Origin of the sequence: Amycolatopsis sp. BJA-103 (assembly GCF_002849735.1) — a bacterium.
Classification (GTDB): domain Bacteria; phylum Actinomycetota; class Actinomycetes; order Mycobacteriales; family Pseudonocardiaceae; genus Amycolatopsis.
On sequence record NZ_CP017780.1, the window covers coordinates 107,924 to 126,050 of the forward strand.

The 18,127-nt window shown below is 70.4% G+C and carries 18 protein-coding genes and 1 pseudogene; 10 read left to right on the plus strand and 9 right to left on the minus strand.

Translation table 11 applies throughout. The features are described 5' to 3' along the window. Nucleotides 1-13: 13 nt before the first annotated feature. The 4 genes from BKN51_RS00610 to cobC are packed head-to-tail and all read left to right on the plus strand — an operon-like array spanning nt 14 to nt 4,932. Nucleotides 14-1,978 carry a putative cobaltochelatase gene (locus BKN51_RS00610; RefSeq protein WP_101605738.1) on the plus strand — a complete coding sequence of 655 codons (1,965 nt, stop codon included), beginning with the start codon at nt 14-16 and terminating at the stop codon, nt 1,976-1,978. Further along, nucleotides 1,978-2,592, plus strand: a complete 615-nt coding sequence (cobO, locus tag BKN51_RS00615) for a cob(I)yrinic acid a,c-diamide adenosyltransferase (RefSeq protein WP_101605739.1) — start codon at nt 1,978-1,980, stop codon at nt 2,590-2,592. Before BKN51_RS00610 ends, cobO begins: the two co-directional genes overlap by 1 nt. Continuing rightward, the gene (locus BKN51_RS00620) at nt 2,586-3,920 is read left to right on the plus strand and encodes a cobyrinate a,c-diamide synthase (RefSeq protein WP_101605740.1); all 1,335 of its coding nucleotides are present in this window, start codon (nt 2,586-2,588) and stop codon (nt 3,918-3,920) included. Before cobO ends, BKN51_RS00620 begins: the two co-directional genes overlap by 7 nt. Next, on the plus strand, nt 3,913-4,932 hold the full coding sequence (gene cobC, locus BKN51_RS00625; RefSeq protein ID WP_101605741.1) for an Rv2231c family pyridoxal phosphate-dependent protein CobC: 1,020 nt from the start codon (nt 3,913-3,915) through the stop codon (nt 4,930-4,932). Before BKN51_RS00620 ends, cobC begins: the two co-directional genes overlap by 8 nt. Here cobC and BKN51_RS00630 read toward each other — a convergent pair. After that, complete coding sequence (locus BKN51_RS00630) at nt 4,913-5,797, minus strand: NAD(P)-dependent oxidoreductase (RefSeq protein ID WP_101605742.1); 885 nt, start codon at nt 5,795-5,797, stop codon at nt 4,913-4,915. The genes cobC and BKN51_RS00630 overlap by 20 nt on opposite strands. Before the next feature lie 63 nt (nt 5,798-5,860). Here BKN51_RS00630 and BKN51_RS00635 point away from each other — a divergent pair, with 63 nt between their 5' ends. Together BKN51_RS00635 and BKN51_RS00640 are read left to right on the plus strand one after the other, a co-directional pair. Next, on the plus strand, nt 5,861-6,259 hold the full coding sequence (locus BKN51_RS00635; protein ID WP_101605743.1) for a MerR family transcriptional regulator: 399 nt from the start codon (nt 5,861-5,863) through the stop codon (nt 6,257-6,259). Nucleotides 6,260-6,318: 59 nt separating this feature from the next. Continuing rightward, nucleotides 6,319-6,939, plus strand: coding sequence for a hypothetical protein (locus tag BKN51_RS00640; protein ID WP_101605744.1), 621 nt, complete (start codon nt 6,319-6,321; stop codon nt 6,937-6,939). 10 nt (nt 6,940-6,949) lie between these two features. Here BKN51_RS00640 and BKN51_RS00645 read toward each other — a convergent pair whose 3' ends face one another. Genes BKN51_RS00645 through BKN51_RS00655 form a run of 3 tightly spaced genes read right to left on the minus strand, consistent with a single transcriptional unit; the run spans nt 6,950 to nt 9,321 of the window. Then, on the minus strand, nt 6,950-7,696 hold the full coding sequence (locus tag BKN51_RS00645; protein WP_101605745.1) for an adenosylcobinamide-GDP ribazoletransferase: 747 nt from the start codon (nt 7,694-7,696) through the stop codon (nt 6,950-6,952). Then, nucleotides 7,693-8,706: a nicotinate-nucleotide--dimethylbenzimidazole phosphoribosyltransferase gene (gene cobT, locus BKN51_RS00650; RefSeq protein WP_101605746.1), complete on the minus strand. Its 1,014-nt coding sequence runs from the start codon at nt 8,704-8,706 to the stop codon at nt 7,693-7,695. The genes BKN51_RS00645 and cobT overlap by 4 nt, the downstream gene beginning before the upstream one ends. A 9-nt stretch (nt 8,707-8,715) precedes the next feature. Beyond that, entirely contained in the window at nt 8,716-9,321 is a 606-nt protein-coding gene (locus BKN51_RS00655; RefSeq protein WP_101605747.1) for a bifunctional adenosylcobinamide kinase/adenosylcobinamide-phosphate guanylyltransferase, read from the minus strand. Nucleotides 9,322-9,357: 36 nt separating this feature from the next. On the opposite strand from BKN51_RS00655, the gene BKN51_RS00660 reads away from it, so the two are divergent. Both BKN51_RS00660 and BKN51_RS00665 read left to right on the plus strand, forming a co-directional pair. Continuing rightward, entirely contained in the window at nt 9,358-10,290 is a 933-nt protein-coding gene (locus tag BKN51_RS00660) for a cobalamin biosynthesis protein (protein ID WP_101605748.1), read from the plus strand. Continuing rightward, entirely contained in the window at nt 10,287-11,744 is a 1,458-nt protein-coding gene (locus BKN51_RS00665) for a cobyric acid synthase (protein WP_101605749.1), read from the plus strand. Before BKN51_RS00660 ends, BKN51_RS00665 begins: the two co-directional genes overlap by 4 nt. A 33-nt stretch (nt 11,745-11,777) precedes the next feature. Here the strand turns inward: BKN51_RS00665 and BKN51_RS00670 are convergent. Then, nucleotides 11,778-12,449: pseudogene (locus BKN51_RS00670) on the minus strand (TetR/AcrR family transcriptional regulator); the annotation flags it as partial. Between BKN51_RS00670 and BKN51_RS00675 the strand changes: the two are divergent. Then, nucleotides 12,400-13,209, plus strand: a complete 810-nt coding sequence (locus tag BKN51_RS00675) for an SDR family NAD(P)-dependent oxidoreductase (RefSeq protein ID WP_101605750.1) — start codon at nt 12,400-12,402, stop codon at nt 13,207-13,209. The pseudogene BKN51_RS00670 and the gene BKN51_RS00675 overlap by 50 nt on opposite strands. Here BKN51_RS00675 and BKN51_RS00680 read toward each other — a convergent pair. Together BKN51_RS00680 and BKN51_RS00685 are read right to left on the minus strand one after the other, a co-directional pair. Next, nucleotides 13,206-13,991 (minus strand): CbtA family protein, encoded by a 786-nt coding sequence (locus BKN51_RS00680; protein ID WP_101605751.1) that lies wholly within the window; start codon nt 13,989-13,991, stop codon nt 13,206-13,208. The genes BKN51_RS00675 and BKN51_RS00680 overlap by 4 nt on opposite strands. Nucleotides 13,992-14,005: 14 nt before the next feature. Beyond that, nucleotides 14,006-14,212 (minus strand): CbtB domain-containing protein, encoded by a 207-nt coding sequence (locus tag BKN51_RS00685; RefSeq protein WP_101605752.1) that lies wholly within the window; start codon nt 14,210-14,212, stop codon nt 14,006-14,008. Between the two features lie 286 nt (nt 14,213-14,498). Between BKN51_RS00685 and BKN51_RS00690 the strand changes: the two genes are divergently transcribed. Further along, nucleotides 14,499-15,392, plus strand: a complete 894-nt coding sequence (locus BKN51_RS00690) for an ROK family protein (RefSeq protein WP_101605753.1) — start codon at nt 14,499-14,501, stop codon at nt 15,390-15,392. Here the strand turns inward: BKN51_RS00690 and BKN51_RS00695 are convergent. Together BKN51_RS00695 and BKN51_RS00700 are read right to left on the minus strand one after the other, a co-directional pair. Then, a complete protein-coding gene (locus tag BKN51_RS00695) occupies nt 15,382-16,167 on the minus strand; it encodes a DeoR/GlpR family DNA-binding transcription regulator (protein WP_101605754.1) in 786 nt (261 codons plus the stop codon). The genes BKN51_RS00690 and BKN51_RS00695 overlap by 11 nt on opposite strands. Before the next feature lie 297 nt (nt 16,168-16,464). After that, nucleotides 16,465-17,877, minus strand: a complete 1,413-nt coding sequence (locus tag BKN51_RS00700; protein WP_101605755.1) for a Dyp-type peroxidase — start codon at nt 17,875-17,877, stop codon at nt 16,465-16,467. Between the last annotated feature and the right edge of the window lie 250 nt (nt 17,878-18,127).

Genomic DNA, 18,127 nt, shown 5'->3' on the forward strand with positions numbered 1-18,127 from the left:
CGACAGGAGAGCTGTGAAGCCGTACCCGTTCACCGCCGTTGTGGGGATGCCGGATCTGCGCCTGGCGCTGGTGCTTTCCTCCATCTCGCCCGCCGTCGGCGGGGTGCTGGTGCGCGGGGAGAAGGGCACGGCGAAGTCGACGATGGTGCGTGCGCTGGCCGGTCTGCTGCCCGGCGTCGACGTCGTGGACGCGTGCCGGTTCTCGTGCGACCCCGTCGAACCCGACCCGGCCTGCCCGGACGGCCCGCACGCCGAGGGCTCGGCCGCGCACCGCCGTCCCGCGCGGCTGGTGGAACTGCCGGTCGGCGCGGCCGAAGACCGCGTGATCGGCTCACTGAACCTGGAACGCGCGCTCGCCGACGGCGTGACCGACTTCCAGCCCGGTCTGCTCGCGTCGGCGCATCGTGGCCTGCTGTACGTCGACGAGGTCAACCTGCTGCACGATCACCTGGTCGACACGCTGCTCGACGCCGCCGCCATGGGGCGCGCGACCGTCGAGCGCGAAGGTGTCTCGGTGTCGCACGCCGCCCGGTTCGTCCTGATCGGCACGATGAACCCCGAGGAAGGCGAGCTGCGGCCGCAGTTGCTCGACCGGTTCGGGCTCACCGTCGAGGTCGCGTCCAGCCGGGATCCCGAACTGCGCGTCGAGGTCGTCCGGCGGCGGCTCGCCTACGAGGCGGATCCCGACGGTTTCGCCGGGCAGTACGCGGCGGCCGACGCCGGACTGGCGGCCGACATCGAGGCGGCGCAACGACTTCTGCCGTCGGTGAAGCTGCCGGACGACGCGCTGCGGCAGATCGCCGAGGTCTGCGCGTCCTTCGAGGTCGACGGGATGCGCGCGGACATCGTGACCGCGCGGACCGCCGTCGCGCACGCCGCCTGGGCCGGGCGGACCGAGGTGACCACCGAGGACGTGCGGGTCGCGGCCCGGCTCGCGCTGCCGCACCGCCGTCGCCGGAATCCCTTCGACGCGCCCGGAATCTCCGAGGAACAGCTGGAACAAGCGCTGCAGGACGCCCAGCCGGAGGATCCCGGTCCGGAAGACGACGGCCCCGGCTCGGGTACCCCGCCGGAGGGCGGCGAGACCTCGGGCCCGCCCCCGTCGGAGGGCGGTCAGGAACCTTCTGGCGGCGGCAAGAGCGGCGGTGACCAGAAGCCGGTCGGTGCCGGGGAAGCCTTTCGTGCCAGGCGTTTCGAGGTGAAGGGCACCGGAGAGGGCGCCGCCGGGCGGCGGTCGCGGGCGATCACCGACAACGGCCGGACCATCGGCGTCCAGCCCGCCGGGACCAAGGACGGTCATCCGCATCTGCTCGCGACCGTGCGCGCCGCCGCGCCGCACCAGCGTTCCCGCGGCCGCAGTGGCGCCGGACTCGTGGTGCGGCCACAGGATCTCCGGTTCGCGCGGCGGGAAGGGCGCGAGGGCAACCTGGTGCTGTTCTGTGTCGACGCGTCCGGCTCGATGGGCGCTCGCCAGCGGATGCGCGAGGTCAAGACCGCCGTGCTGTCGCTGTTGCTCGACGCCTACCAGCGCCGCGACAAGGTGGGCCTGGTGACCTTCCGCGCCTCCGGCGCCGAACTCTCGCTTCCGCCGACGATCAGTGTCGACGCCGCGGCGTCCCGTTTGGACGATCTCGCGACCGGCGGCCGGACGCCGCTGGCCGAAGGGCTCCTGGAGGCGGCGAGGGTGCTGCGGATCGAAGCGGTCCGCGATCCGCTGCGGCGCCCGCTGCTCGTCGTCGTCACCGACGGCCGCGCGACCAGCGGTGCCGACGCCGTCAAACGGGCACAGCAGGCGGCCGGGTTGCTGGCCGGGAACGTGACTTCGGTCGTGATGGACTGCGAGAGCGGGAAGATGCGGCTCGGGCTCGCCGCGGAACTGGCGGAACACCTGGGCGCGGAACACGTCCCGGTCGCCGAAGTCGCCGCCGACACCCTGGCGGGCGCCGTCCGCACCCGGATCTCCGGGAGGGCCGCGTAATGCCCCAGGGCAAACCGGAAACCGTGCCCGCCGACGGGCTCACCACCCGCCAGCGCCGCAATCGTCCCTTGCTCGCCGTGCACACGGGCGAGATGAAGGGGAAGTCCACGGCCGCGTTCGGGATGGCGTTGCGCGCCTGGAACCAGGGCTGGTCGATCGGGGTGTTCCAGTTCGTCAAGTCGGCGAAATGGCGCGTCGGCGAGGAAGCCGCGTTCCGCGCGCTCGGCAAGCTGCACGAAGACACCGGCCAGGGTGGCCCGGTCGAATGGCACAAGATGGGCGAGGGCTGGAGCTGGGCTCGCAAGTCCGGCACCGAGGAGGATCACGCCGTCAACGCCCGCGAGGGCTGGGCCGAGATCAAACGCCGTCTCGCCGCGGAATCCCACGACTTCTACGTCCTCGACGAGTTCAGCTACCTGCTCAAATGGGGCTGGCTCGAGGTGGACGACGTCGTCTCGACGCTGACCTCGCGCCCCGGCCACCAGCATGTGGTGATCACCGGCCGGTACGCGCCGCCGGAGCTGATCGAGGCCGCGGACCTGGTCACCGAGATGACCAAGGTGAAGCATCCGATGGACGCCGGGCAAAAGGGCCAGCGAGGCATCGAATGGTGAATCGCGTGGTCATCGCCGCGCCCGGCTCCGGGCACGGCAAGACCACGATCGCCGCGGGCCTGATGGCGGCGTTGCGGGCGCGGGGACTGGAGGTGTCCGGGCACAAGGTCGGCCCCGACTTCATCGACCCGAGCTATCACGCCCTCGCGACCGGGCGGCCGCCACGCAACCTCGACCCGTTCCTGCAGGGCGAGGAGCAGCTGATCCCGTTGCTGCTGCACGGTTCCGCCGGGGCCGACATCGCGATCATCGAAGGCGTGATGGGCCTGTTCGACGGCGCGCTCGGCACCGAGGGTTACGCCTCGACGGCGCACGTCGCGCGGCTGCTGGACGCTCCGGTGGTACTCGTCGTGGACGCCTCGGCCGCGTCGCGCAGTGTCGCGGCGACGGTGCTCGGGTTCGCGCAGTACGACACGCGCGTCCGGCTCGCCGGCGTCATCCTCAACAAGCTGGGCTCGCAACGGCACGCGGACGAGATCGTCACCGCGCTGGAAGCGACCGGTGTCCCGCTGCTGGGAACGTTGTACCGCAACGAAGAGATCCACGCGCCCAGCCGTCACCTCGGCCTGGTCCCGGCGGCCGAACGCGCGAGCGAGTCGGAACGGCTGCTGCCGGAACTGGCCGGATGGATCAGCGAAGGCGTCGACCTCGGCGCCGTCGTCCAGGTCGCTCGCTCCGCCTCCCGCCTCTCGGGTGAACCCTGGCGGCCACCGCTCTCGCACGACGGCCTGCGCACGGTCGTCGCGGCCGCCGCCGGTCCGGCGTTCACCTTCCGCTACACCGAGGCCGTCGAACTGCTCGCCGCCGCCGGTGTCGACGTCGTCGAAGTGGATCCGTTGCAGGACAAGGAACTTCCCGAGGGCTGCGCCGGACTGTACTTCGGCGGCGGCTTTCCCGAGGTGCACGCCGAAGAGCTGTCGGCGAACGTCCCGCTGCGGACGGCGGTGGCGCGGGCCGTCGGCGACGGGATGCCCGTCGTGGCCGAATGTGCCGGACTGCTGTACCTGTGCCAGGACATCGACGGGTTGCCGATGACCGGCGTCCTCGACGCTTCGGCGACCATGACCAAACGCGGGAAACTCGGCTACCGCAAGGCTTTCTCGCCCGCGGACACCCTGCTGGCCGTCGCGGGCCAACGCGTCACCGGCCACGAATTCCACCGCACGATCGTCGAACCCGGCAGCGGCCCCACGCCCGCCTGGGGCTGGGACCGCACGCCCGACGGCTTCGCGTCGGCGACGCTGCACGCGTCCTACCTGCACGTCCACTGGGCGGGCTACCCCGAACTCGCCGAGCGGTTCGCCGCCGCGGTACACGCCCATGGCTGACTACGACCTCTGGCACCACGGCGACCGCGAGGTCGGCGAAGGGCTCGTCGACCTCGCGGTCAACGTCCGGCTCCCGGTCCCGCCCGCCTGGTTGCGCGCCGAACTGGCGGCCGCCCTGGACGACCTGGCCGCGTATCCGGACGTCACCGCCGCCGTGGAGGCGGTCGCCGCCCGGCACGCGCTGCCGAAGTCGCAGGTGCTGGTGACGTCGGGCGCGGCCGAGGCTTTCACCTTGCTGGCCACGGCGTTGCGGCCGTCGCGGGCGGTGGTCGTGCATCCGCAGTTCACCGAACCCGAAGCCGCTCTGCGCGCGGCCGGTCACCCGGTGCACCGGGTCCTGTTGTCGCCCGACGACGGTTTCCGGCTTCGCCCGGTCCCGGAGGACGCGGACCTGGTGTTCGTCGGGAACCCCACGAACCCGACTTCGGTACTGCACCCGGCCGCGGACCTGCTCGCCCTCGGCCGCCCGGGCCGCCTGGTCGTCGTCGACGAAGCCTTCCTCGACGCCGTCCCCGGCGAGACCGAAACCGTTGCCGGACAACCGGGTTTCGTCGTCCTCCGCAGCCTGACGAAGACGTGGGGGATCGCCGGACTGCGCGCGGGCTACGTCTTGGCGGAAGAGTCCGTTGTGGACAGTCTGCGCGCGGTTCAGCCTCCGTGGTCGGTGTCGTCGCTCGCAGCCGTCGCCGTGGTGGCGTGCTGCCGCCCGGCGGCGCTGGAGGAGGCCGAAAAGCTGGCGGTGGCGGCGGAATCGGACCGGGAGTACCTGGTTTCCGGCCTGACCGACCTGGGCGTCGACGTGCTGGGGGAGCCGCGAGGGCCGTTCGTGCTCATCCGGCTCCCCGGCGCGGACGGTGTCCGGGAACGGCTGCGAGAGCACGGTTTCGCTGTCCGGCGTGGGGACACCTTCCCGGGGCTGGACGCGCGGTACCTCCGGATCGCCGTCCGGGACCGGGACACGGTGGACGGGTTCCTGACGGCACTCGCCGAGGTCAGGCGGCTCCCTTCTTGAGGAGTTCGATCATCGACGAGTAGCTGCTCTGGCCGAACCCGGCGGCGATGGCCTTCTCGGTCAGTTCCTTGTTCCTGAGCGGGATCTCGGCGTCCACGCCCTGCTCCTCGCTGGTGTCGACGATATGCCTGAGCGCCGTGAGATTCATTTCCAGGGACCCGAAATCGCCGGGATACTCGCCCTTGTCGATGGCGGGTGCCTCGGCCTTCAAGATCCCGTCGACCACCGAGGGCAGGAACCAGTCCACGGCGAGTTCCGTGAACTCGGTCGCCGGGACCCCCGCGCTGCCGACCAGGGCGGCGGCGTGCAGGAAACCGTTCATCGACGAGTACATCAGGCTCAGCAGAGCGGTGTTGTACAGCACCGCGAGGCCCGGGTCCGTTCCCAGGTAGGTCGCGTCGCCCAACGCGGCCAGCGTCCCCCTGTGCGCGTCGAAGACCTCGGCCGAGCCGCTGTAGAGGAACACCGAACCCGGCTGGCCGACCAGTGCCGGCGGGACCATGATGGCGCCGTCGAGGTAGCCGATTCCGCGATCTCCGGCCCAGCGCACGGTTTCGTGCGCTTCCTTCGGCGTACCGGAATTGAGATTCACCACCACCCGGCCACGCAGCGCTTCTTCGGCCGGTGCCAGCGCGGAGTACAGGGCGTCGTAGTCGGCGAGGCAGACCACGGTCACCTCGCTCGCGGACACCGCGTCCGCGACGCCGTCCGCCTCTCGCGCGCCTTGGGCCACCAAGGGCGCGGCCTTGCCGGGGGAACGGTTCCACACGGTCACCTCGTGGCCGTGGTCGAGTAGTGCCGCCGCGAGCGCCGCGCCCATCGGGCCGAGCCCGGCGACGGTGACGGAGGTTTTCTTTTCGGTCATGGGGAAAGGCTAAAGTCTCTCATCGGTGTGAGAGTCAACTCCCGATCGTGTAAAGGTTGTTCCATGCGGATCGGTGAGCTGGTGCGGCGGACGGGCGTGCGGGAGCGCCTGCTCCGGTACTACGAAGAACAAGGCCTCCTGCATCCGGTGCGAAGGCCGAGCGGGTATCGCGAGTACTCCGAACAGGACGTCGGGCGGGTGCGCAACATCCGGACGCTGCTGTCCGCGGGTCTGGGCACCGCCACCATCGCCGGGGTGCTGCCGTGCATGGTCGATCTGGGGAACGGCCTCGCGCCCGCTTGCGCCGACCTGTTGCCCGAGTTGTACCGGGAGCGGGAGCGGATCAGCACGGCGATCGACGAGATGACCGCGACGCGGGAGGTGCTGGACGGCATCATCGCCGCGACGGTCCCGCACGCCGACGAGGTCGCCGTGGCCTTGGCACGACAGGCCGCGGGCTAACGGTGTGAGGCCCGTGCGCGATCTTTGGTCTTCCCCAGGGCAGGTGGTTGGATGAGCCGGTGAACTTCGTGATCGGCGTCTTCGATCTCTTCGCCTACACCATCCCCGGCGCGCTCTATGTCGCGTTCTTCGGCTACCTCGGGGTGAAACTCCACCTCCTGACGGCGGCGTCCATCGGCGGGGTGCCCACCTTGGTGGCGGTCGTGGTGATCGTGGTGCTGAGCTTCCTGCTGGGCTATCTGGCCTATCCGCTCGGCGACGCGCTGGAACGGATCGTGCCGCGCAGGCGGGAGCGGAACGCCGCCGAGGAGTTCGTCCGCCGGATGCCGGCGGCCGAGGACCGGCCGTTCCTCAAGGAGAACACGCATCTCCTGCTGTGCGCGCTGCAACTGCACGACAAGGAGGTCGCGAGCGACGTCACGCGGCTGCGCGCGTCCGGTCTCATGGTGCGCAACTGCGCGCCGCCGTTGCTGTTCGGAGCGATCGCGGCGATCGTCGAGATCTTCGTGGGCAAGCATCCGTTCATCGCCGCCGGTCTCGCGGTGCTGCTTCTGCTCGCGGCGCTCACGCTGGTTTCGCAGGGCCGCAAACTCGGGCTCTGGGCGGGGATGAAGACCCTCGAACTGTGCTTCTGGCTCCCGGAAATCGACGAGAAACTGGCGACGGACAAGGCCGCTTGACTCGGTCGCCTCAGAACGACAAAGCCAGCAGGACCCCCGCGACGGCGACTTCGACACAGCCGCCGAGCACGTCTCCGGTGACCCCGCCCAGCCGTTGAACGCACCGCGCCAGCAACGCCGACGCTGCCAGATAGCCGAGCACCACCGCGATCAGGCCTTGCCACCACGGCAGCACGAGCGCCGCCGCACCCGCGAGCACGGCGAACACCACCGCGGCCGCCCACACCGGCACCGAACCGGCGACGGTCGCACCCAGCCCCTCGGGCCGCGCCGAGGGGACGCCACGCGCGCAGCACAGCGAAAGCACCCCGCGTCCGGCGATAACCGCGATCGCGGCCGCCGCGATCCCGTGTCCCGCCGAGATCGCCCCGGCCAGCGCGCCCGTCTGGACGAGCAGGACCAGCACCAAGGTCGCGATCCCGGTCGGCCCGGAATCCCCGCGCCGCATCACTTCCAGCGCCCGCGTGCGGTCGTAGGAGGCGCCGAGCCCGTCGGCCGTGTCGGCGAGCCCGTCCAAATGGAGCCCGCGACTGCCCAGTGCCACCGCGCCCAGCGCCAGCGCGGCCGACGCGAAAGCGGGCAGTCCGACCAGTTCACCCACGAAGACGATCACCGAAGCGACGGCCGCGAGCGGGAGGACGGCCAGCGGAGCGAGCACCATCGCGCCGCCCGCCACCCGTCGGTCGATCACTCCCGGGGCGGGCACCCGGACCGTGGTCAGGGTGCCGACAGCCATCTTCAGCGCGTCCGCGATCAAGCGAGATCCGCCAGCAGGCCCATGTCCGCGATGATCGCCCGCGCCGCCCGCAGCGTCGGTACCGCCTGCACGGCGCCGCTGCCCTCGCCGAGCCGCAGCCCGAGATCGAGGATCGGCTCCAGTCCGAGCGCTTTCAGCGCGTAGGCCTGCGACGGCTCGGTCGACCGGTGCCCGGCCTGCCACCACTGCTCGGCGCCCGGCGCGATCTCGCGGGCGACGAGCGCCGCGGCCCCGGAGAACACGCCGTCGAGCAGCACCGGCACCCCGCGAACCGCCGCCTGCACGAGAAAGCCCGCCGTCGCGGCGAGACAAGCGCTGCCGAGCACGGTCAGCAGCGCGAAGGGGTCTTTCACCGCATCGGCCCTGATCAACGCGGCCTCGACGACCGCGAGCTTCCGCGCGCGCCCGTCCTCGTCGATCCCGGTGCCCGTACCGACGACGTCTTCCGGGAGAAGGCCGAGCACCGAAGCGACCACGGCCGCGCAGATCGTCGTGTTGCCGATCCCCATGTCACCCGGGATGAGCAGATCCGCGCCGCCGTCGATCTCCTCGTCCGCGATCGCCAGCCCGTGCTCGAACGCCGTCCGCGCCTCCCCTGCGGCGAGCGCGTCCTCGACGTCGATCGAGCCGGAACCCCGCCGCACCTTGTGCGCGGTGACCTCGGCGGGCACGTCCGCGCCGTCCCAGTCCACGGCGATGTCCAGTGCCCGCACCGTCGCGCCGTTCAGCCCGGCCAGCACGCTGACGCCGCTCTTCCCGGCCAGGAACACCCGCACCATCGCCGCGGTGACCTCGCGCGGATACGCCGACATCCCGGAAACCCCGTGGTCCCCGGCGAACACGACCACCCGGACGTCGTCGAGCGGCCGCGGCGGCACGGTGCCGTGCGCGGCGCTGAGCCAGGCGGCCAGGTCTTCGAGCCGCCCGAGCGAACCCAGCGGCTTGACCAGGCCGTCGAGTCTGGTGCGTGCGGCGGCTTCGGCGGCGGCGTCCGGGGTGGGGATACGCATGGTTGCTCCCTAAGGCAGGTCCAGCATCCGTCCGGCGACGACCAGCACGGTCCGGTCGGAGACGGCGGACACCCGGTTGTTCAACGCGCCCAGCACATCACGGAACACGCGCCCGGACACCGTCGCGGGCACCACACCGCTGCCGACCTCGTTGCTGACCGCGATCACCGGCACGTCGGCCTGCGCCCACGCGGCAAGGAAGTCCTCCAGCCGGTCGTCGAGCCGCCGTTCCCAGCCCTTGCGCTGCTCCCAGGCGCCGACCTCGTCGAGCACGCGGGCGATCCAGGTGCCGAGGCAGTCGATGAGCAGCGGATGCGTCGCCGTCCGCAGCACCGTGGCCAGGTCGGTGGTCTCGATGGTCTTCCAGGTGCTCGGCCGCCGCGCGCGGTGCGCGGCCACGCGAGCGGCCCATTCGGGATCGTCGGCGCTCGGGGGCAGCCCGGGCGCGAGATAGGTCAGGTGCGGGTGACGGGACGCGAGCCGCTCGGCGTGGTGTGACTTCCCAGAGCGGACGCCGCCCAGGATCAGCACCTTGCCGTCGTCGCGCGAGTAGCGGCGAAGTGCCCGCGCGAGAGTCTCCAGAACCCTCGCGAGGCGATGCGTCAGCTTGGTCATACCCCGCATTCTCGTGCACGCGCTACCGTTCGCCACGTGCCACTCCGACAAGCCGCCACCGCAGCCGGACTCGTTACCGGTTACGTCGCCGACGCCGTGTTCGGAGATCCACGGCGCGGGCATCCGGTCGCCGGCTTCGGCCGGGCCGCGCAAGCTCTTGAACAGCGGGTTTGGGCCGATTCGAAGGTGCGGGGCGCGGCGTACACCGCCGCGTGCGCGGGGACCGTCACCGGATTGGGGGTCGCCGCCCAGATCTTGACCCGGAAGCGTCCTTTCACCCGGTTCGTCCTCACCGCGGCGTCCACTTGGGTGGTTCTCGGCGGTCGGGGGCTCGCCACCGAGGGCACGCGGATGGCCGGCCTGCTCGACGAGGGCGACCTGCCCGGCGCGAGGCGGCGGCTCTCGCACCTGTGCGCTCGTGACGCCACCGGCCTCGACACCGGACAACTCGCGCGCGCGACCACCGAGTCCATCGCCGAGAACACCTCGGACGCCGTCGTCGCGCCGCTGCTGTGGGGCGCGGTCGCCGGAATTCCCGGCCTCCTGGGGTATCGCGCGCTCAACACCCTGGACGCGATGGTCGGCTACCGGTCGCCGAAGTACGCCAACTTCGGGTGGGCCTCGGCCAGGGCGGACGATCTGGCCAATCTGGTGCCCTCCCGCGTCGGCGCGGCGCTGACCGTGGTCTCGGCACCGCTGGCGGGCGGCTTCGCCAAACCCGCGTTCCGGATCTGGCGCCGCGACGGGAAGCACCACCCGAGCCCCAACGCGGGCCAGGTCGAATCCGCTTTCGCCGGTGCGCTCGGCATCCGGCTCGGCGGGACGAACAGCTACGACGGCCGCACCGAACGCCGCGGCGTCCTCGGCGACGGTCGCGAGCCGGAACCGGTGGACGTGCGTCGCGCGGTCCGGCTCTCGCGAGCCGTCGGCCTCGCCGCGCTGGCCGTCGCGGTGGCGGTCACGCGGTGAGCGGCCTGCTCGTCGCGGGGACGACGTCGGACGCGGGCAAGAGCCTGGTCACCGCCGCGTTGTGCCGCTGGCTCGCGCGCCAGGGCGTGCGGGTCGCGCCGTTCAAGTCCCAGAACATGTCGAACAACTCGATGGTGTGCGCGGACGGCGCCGAGATCGGCCGCGCGCAATGGCTGCAGGCGCGGGCGGCCCGCGTCGAACCCGAGGCCGCGATGAACCCGGTCCTGCTGAAACCCGGGAGCGACCGCCGCAGTCACGTCGTCGCGCTCGGGAAACCGTTCGGCACGCTGGAGGCGGGGGAGTACGCGACCGGCCGGGCCGGGCTCGCCGAGATCGCCTTCGACACGTTCTCGTCGTTGCGGCGCCGCTTCGACGTCGTGCTGTGCGAAGGCGCGGGCAGTCCGGCCGAGATCAACCTGCGCGCGGGCGACTATGTCAACATGGGGCTGGCGCGGCGCTTCGGCCTGCCCGTGGTGGTCGTCGGCGACATCGATCGCGGCGGCGTCATGGCCGCGATGTTCGGGACCCTCGCTCTCCTGTCAGCCGAAGACCAAGCGCTGGTTTCGGGGTGGCTGGTCAACAAGTTCCGTGGTGACGTGGGCCTGCTGCGACCTGGTCTGGAGACACTGGAGAAGCTCACCGGCCGCGAGGTCTTCGGCGTTCTGCCCTGGCTCGACCAGGTGTGGATCGACTCCGAGGACGCGCTGGCCGCCGCGGGCTGGGGCGCGACCGGCGGCTCGCTGCGCGTCGCGGTCGTGCGCTTTCCCCGCGCCTCCAACGCGACGGACGTCGACGCGCTCGCCGCCGAGCCCGGTGTCTCCGTCGCGCTGACGGCCGATCCGGATACCGTCCTTTCCGCCGATGTGGTGATCCTGCCGGGTTCCCGCGCGACCGTGGACGACCTGGCGTGGCTGCGTTCCCGCGGTTTGGCGGCCGCCGTACTGGCGCGGGCCGAATCGGGCCGCCCGGTGCTGGGGATCTGCGGCGGCTATCAAATGCTGGCCGCCGAGATCGAGGACGACGTCGAGTCCGGCGCCGGAACCGTCCCCGGCCTCGGTCTGCTGCCGACGCGTGTTTCGTTCAGCGCCGACAAGGTGCTGGCACGCCCGAAAGGTGCCTGGCGCGGCCAGCCCGTGGAGGCGTACGAAATCCACCATGGCGCCGTGACGGCCACCGGTCCCGCCGAGTCCTTTTTGGACGGATACCGGCAGGGGACGGTGTGGGGCACCATGTGGCACGGCGCCTTCGAGAACGACGGCTTCCGCCGTGCCTGGCTGGGCGAGGTGGCGGACTGGTCACCGGCCGCCGGGGCGCGGGGATTCGGTTCGCTGCGGGAGAGCATGCTCGACAGGCTCGCCGACGCCGTCGAGGACCACGTCGACACCGTGGGACTCCAGCGTCTTATCGAAACCGGCTGCCACGTCGACCTTCCCTTCGTGCCGCCTGGAGCCTGAGCCCGGCGTCAGCGCGCGCAGCACCAGCCGGACCACCGACTCGCCGAACTCCTCGGTGAGCGGCCCGGTCCGCAGCAGCCACCGGTAGTAGACCGCTCCGTAGTACAGGTCCACCGCGGCCTCGATGTCGCCGCCGTCGATCTGCCCGGCCTCGGCACCGGTCCGGAATCGTGCCCTTGTCGCCTCCAGCCATGGCTTCATCAGCCGTTCGTCGAGTTCCGCCGACAGTTTCACGTCACCCTGGATCGCGGTCAGCAGCGCGCGGTAGAACGCCTCGTAACCCGTGTCCGCCAACGGGTCCACAGTGGACCGGAGCACCGTGCGCAGATCCGCTCCGAGGTCGCCGGTGTCCGGGAAGCTCAGCTCGCCCGCTCCCTGGACCAAGGTCAGGTACGCGTCCAGCACCAGCGCGCCCTTGTCCGGCCACCACCGGTAGATCGTCTGTTTTCCCACTCCCGCCCGCGACGCGATCGCCTCCACCGCCAGCTTCGGGTAGCCGACTTCGCCGAGCAGTTCGGTGGCCGCCGTGAGGATCGCCTGCCTCGAACGTTCGCTGCGCCGAGCCGGATCCGGGGACTTGACGTTTCCAGCCATGCCGGTACTGTAGCACAACGAGACGAGACGGTCCGTCTCGCAAGGAGTGAAGGAGTCGGAAATGCGTACTTGGTTCATCACCGGTGTCAGCCGCGGGTTCGGTCGTCTCATCGCCGAGCACGCGGTGAAGGCGGGGGACAACGTCGTCGGCACGGCACGCCGGCCCGAGGAGCTGGACGAGCCGGTGACCGCGAGCGAAGGAAGATTGGTGATCCTGCCTCTCGACGTCACGGACAGAGCCGCCGTCTTCGAGACGGTCGAGAAGGCGGCCGAAGCGCTCGGGCGGATCGACGTCGTCGTCAACAACGCGGGCTTCGGCCTGATGGGCGCGGTCGAAGAGGTCGGCGAGGACGACGCGCGGGCCATCATGGAGACGAACTTCTTCGGCGCGCTGTGGGTCAGCCAGGCCGTGCTCCCCGTGCTGCGGAAACAGGGGGAGGGCCGGATCCTGCAGATGTCGAGTGTGAGCGGGCTGATGGCCGTTCCGACCATGGGGCTCTACAACGCGAGCAAGTTCGCCCTCGAAGGCCTCAGCGACGCGCTCGCGCAGGAGGTCGAAGGCTTCGGCATCCATGTGACCCTGGTCGAGCCGCGGATCTACGCCACCGACTTCATGGGCGCCAGTCTCCAGATGTCACCGATGCGCCCGGCCTACGATCCGGTGCGCGCGGCGCTGATGGCGAAGTACGCCGACGGTGTCCCCGGCGACCCGGTGAAGGTCGCCGAGGCCGTCCTCGAACTGGTGGCCAGTGACGCGCCGCCCCGCCGCCTGCTGCTCGGCGACGGGGACTTCGACGTCATCGTGGACCTGCACCGGGACCGCGTCGCGGAATGGCGCTCGTGGGAGCCGGTCAGCCGGGCTGCGGGCTAGGCGTCCTTGCGAACCAACGATTTCTCGGTCAATGCTTTTTCCGACAGGGCGCCGAAGGCCAGGCCGAGCACCGTCCACAGCACCACCTGAGTGCCGACCGAGGCCAGCCGGAAGGTCCACAGGGTGGAACCGGGGAACTCGGCGGGGACTTCGTCGATCGACGGCAGCAGCGCCGCCGCCACCGCGATCAGCACGACGTACCCACCCGAGGCGATCAGGCCGCCACGCCAGGCGCCGAGCTTGTCGGCCAGCTTCCGGCCGAACGCCGCCGCGAGAATGCCGATCAGCAGCGAAAGCGCGACGAAACCGAAGTACAGGGACGTCCGGCTCCCGATCGTGCCCGCCTGCCCGACGGCGGGGGGATTCGCCGGGTACTTCAAGAACGGCACCAGGAACACGACCACGAACGCGCCACCGGCGAGCAGGGCGGCGGTCACCCGCGGCCGCAGGATGCCGAGCCGTCCGTAGACGAAGGCGAACGCGAGCGAGAACAGCCCGCCGACGGCGACGCCGTACAGGCCGACGCCGGTCAGCAAACCGACGGTGCTCTGCACGCCCCGCGTGACGAGCTCTTCCTCTTCGGCCGGAGCGGGTTCATGAGCGGCTGGGTCATGGGCGGCCGGATCTTGAGCGCCCGTGTCGTGATGGGAGTGAGCCGCGGTGCCTTCGAGACCGATGGCGGTCTCGACCGAGGGCTCACCGAAGAAGTACGCGAAAAGGGTCGCCAGGACACCAGCGATCAGGCCCGCGAGCATGCCGCGGACCAGCAAGGACCTCATCATGGGGCGCGTGCCGCCTAGTGGCAGGGGAAGGCCAGCAGGTGCCGGCCGTCGTGGACGAACTCGTGGACGTACGAATTCGCGAACACCGACACCGCACCCTGCTCGGCGCTGATGAAGTACAGCGTGATCAGCGAAAGGAGGATGACGAGCACCGCCCAGGGCAGGATCTCGCGGACGGGGATCCGGATCGGGACGGGTACTGCGGCTACCGCTTGGGACATGGCGGTGGGACCTCCTCGGGCTAGCGCGGCCTCTTCAGGGGTGACACGACGGCTCCGGGTCTGGCTTCCCCGAACCGGCTGGTTCGAGGTCACAGTGGCGCGACCGCGCGGAATCTCACCGCGTTCCGGGTGCCGTCGTCTGGCCGGTCGAGAGTAGGTCGCCGCGAAGCGTCCGGTCAATGTGACCGAACCCAATCGGCGCAGGCTTGTTACGGCGACCCGTTACGGCCGGAATCCCTGCCGCCCGCGGCGGGGGGCATGCCAAAATCCAGCCATGACACCTGCGGTGGCGGCACTCGATGTCGGCGGAACGTCCATCAAGGCGGCCTTGTACGACGCCGAGCTGAAAGACCTGGCCAGCTTGCGCGAACCGACGGCGCGCGGAGCGGACGGAGAGGCGCTCGCGGACCAGGTCGCGCGGATCGTGGAAACGCTGGGCGAGAAGGCGGGCACCGGTACACCGGACGCCGTCGGCGTGGTCATCCCGGGCATCGTCGACGACGTCGAGCGCGTGGCCAGGTTCTCGGCGAACCTCGACTTCCGGAACGTGCCGTTCGGCGAGATGCTCGACAGCAGGCTGGGGCTGCCGTTCGCGTTCGGGCACGACGTCCGCGCGGGCGGGCTGGCGGAGTTCCGCGTCGGCGCGGGCAAGGGCTGCACCGACGCCGCCTTCATCCCGGTCGGCACCGGGATCGCGGCCGCGCTCCAGCTCGACGGGAAGCTGTACGCCGCGGGCGGCCAAGGCGGCGAAATCGGCCATATCGACGTCGGCCACCGGCTGCCGTGCGGCTGCGGCGCGACGGGGTGCCTCGAGGCGATCTCCTCCGCGTCGGCCATCGCCCGCCGCTACAGCGAGCACACCGGGCGTCCCGCCGAAGGTGCCGAGCAGGTGGTCGACGCCGCCCGGCACGGCGACGAGGCCGCGATCTCCGTGGTCAACGACGCGCTCGAGGGGCTCGGCCACGGCATCAAGACCCTGGTCACCTTGCTGGCGCCCGAGGTCGTGGTCCTCGGCGGCGGCCTGTTCACCGCGGGCGACTACGTCCTCGAACCGGTGCGGGCCTGGCTGGCGGCGAACCTGCAGTTCCAGCGGATGCCCGAACTGCGGATCGCGCAGCTCGGCGACGAGGCCGGCAGGCTCGGCGCGGCCCTGCTCGCGCTGGACCGGCTCAAGCCTTGACCACCCGCACGCCTTCCTCCTCGAAGGCGTGCACTCGCTCGGGATCCGCGCGGCCGTCGGTGACGAGCACGTCGACGTCGGTGGTCGCGCAGATCTTCGCGAAGGCGTGACCACCGAGTTTCCCGCTGTCGGCGAGCACGACGACCTGCCGGGCGCGGGCCGCCATCAGCCGGTTCGTGCTCGCGTCGCCTTCGTGGTGCGCCTGCGCGCCGTGCACCGGGTCGAACGCGTCCACCCCCAGGAACACCAGATCCAGCGAGATCTGGTCGAGGAACAGGTGTGACAGCGGTCCGGACAGGTCGAACGACTGCTGCCGGGCGACCCCGCCGGTCACCACGATCTTGATATTGGGCCGCACGGCGAGTTCGTGGGCGATGTTGAGCGCGTTCGTCACCACGGTGAGCAGCGGGCCGCCGCTGGGCTCGCCCATGTCCGGCCGGGTGGCGAGCGCGCGGCCCACTTCGGTGCTCGCCGTGCCGCCGTTGAGGCCGACCACCATGCCCGGGTCGACCATTTTCGCCGCGGCCGCGGAAATCCGTTGCTGCTCCGGGGCGTTGCGCGCGGCCTTGTGCCGTAACGGAAGGTCGTAGGCGACGTTGCTGGCGACGGCCCCGCCGCGGGTGCGGACCACGAGGTTTCGGCCCGCCAGATGATCGAGGTCCCGGCGGATCGTCGCGGGGGAGACCCCGAGTTCGCCCGCCGAGACTTCGACGTCGACTTTCTCCCGCTCTCCGACCATGTCCAATAAAGCCGTCAGCCGTTCATGCCGATTCATCCGAGCTCCCTCCCCGAAGCGCGGCATCGCTTACCGCACCGGACAAAGTACTACGCGTCGCGATACGTGCGGAGAGAAGCGGCAGGTTTGGGAAGCCAGGGAGAAACGGTAAGAGCGGGCGCCGGCCACCCCCAGTGTGACCGGCGCCCGTCCGATGGCCGGTACGCCCAGGACCGGCCCGCCTTGAACGCTATCGTCGCCGACTCCGGACTGATATCCGGTTTGCGTCCATTCCGGTGACGTTTACCGGATAATTCGCCACTCGATCACCGGAATCGGCCACGGTGCGTGAGAAAATCAGCCCTTCCCGCCCAGCCCCCGCAGGAATGCGAGTGACGGCATGAAGAAGTAGTCGCCACCCTTCAGCGTGACCGCCTGCGGGAACGGATCCGCGGTCACCGTCCGCGTACCCGCCCATTCCTGGGTGTAGGCGGATTCCGGGCGCGGGCCCTGACCGATGACCGGATCGAGGCCGGGCGGCTTGACCCCGTCGGGCGGCACCGGGAACCCCGGGTTGTTCGCCCAGATCGCTTGGGTGAACTCGAACTGGTCGCGCAGTTCCGCGTTGAACGCCATGAACAACAGCCCGACCCCGCCGCTCGGCCGGGCCGACGGCGGCAGGTCGGCGTTCGGGTCGTCGGCTCGTTCGCCGTAGGGCACACCCCGCCGCACCATCAGATGCCGTCGCTCCTGAGGGGGTGGCTCCGCGCCGCCGCTGCCCCGCGGATTCGTCTTCCGGATGTGCGCCTGGAAGGGGCATTTCGCGCCGGCGACGTCACTTTCGTAGTCGAAGTTGTTCGGTACCGGGCTTTCCACACCGTCCTCCCGTTGCGCGGTCAGCGGCGTGCCGTCCTCGAACCGGCCGACGACCATCGCGCCCGCGCGCTCCCGATCTTCTCCGGTGAGGCCCAATTGATCCGCCAGGGCCTCCTCGGCCTGCTTGAATCTCCGCACGTTCTGTTCCAATTTACGGAAAACGAGGTAGCTGCCGAAATGGACGGCGGGATCGGGAGCGGCGTGATCCGGGACGAGTACCCGGTCCAAGGGCGCCGACGGATCCCAAGTGGTGATGCCATCCGTTCCGGATTTCTCCGCGCGAATGTCTTCGACCAGGAAAAGCGGCTGACTTCGGCCGTCGACGTACCCGAAATGTTCGATCCCTTCGCCGTGGGTATTCACCCTGCCGAGTCCGATTTCCTCGGCGACGACGGAAATGGTCGACGGAATCAGCGCGAGAACCTCGTTCCGGCGCAGGGTCATCGGAGCGTCGGCGGCGTCGGCGATGATGACGACGGCGTGGATCTCGTCGTGGTATCCGCTGTCGAAGGTGGAGCGAGGCGGGTCGTTCAGCCTCTCGCGCGTGTCCTGCGAGCGCATGCCGAGGCGGAAGGAATCATCTTGGGGCACATCGATTTTCAGGAACCGGTAGCCCGCCGCCGTCAGTCCGGCGCCGACGTAGGGCGACCCCTTCGCGCCCTCGGCCTTGAAGCGCTCGACCTCGGTCAGATGGGTCTTCGCGGACTTCATCAGCGGGACGAGTGCCGCGAGGAACTTTTTCGCGCTCGCGGACTCCGAAAAACGCAGGAAAAGGGCGGAAAAGTGATCGCGGGCGTGTGCTTTCAGGATGTTCGGCTGTAGCTGGTCGAGCATCTTCGCGGCTTCGCCGGTCGCGGCCTTCCATTCCAAAGGCACGCTCAAGTCAATCGTCATATCAAGGAATCCCCTCGTCGGGAAACCCGTCCGGCGGCCCCGGCAGGTCTTGCCGGTCCCCACCGCCGTGCGGGGTCTTACCCTTGATATAACCGATACCGAAATCGCGCCGACATCACCCGCAAGTACCCTCTTTTGGCGGTTTTATCACCCAAAAGAACCAACGGCACGACTACACCCCGCATTTAGTCCTCTACTTGCGATAGTTGCACGCGCAACCACCGCATCGAGAGGACTAAATGCGGGAGAG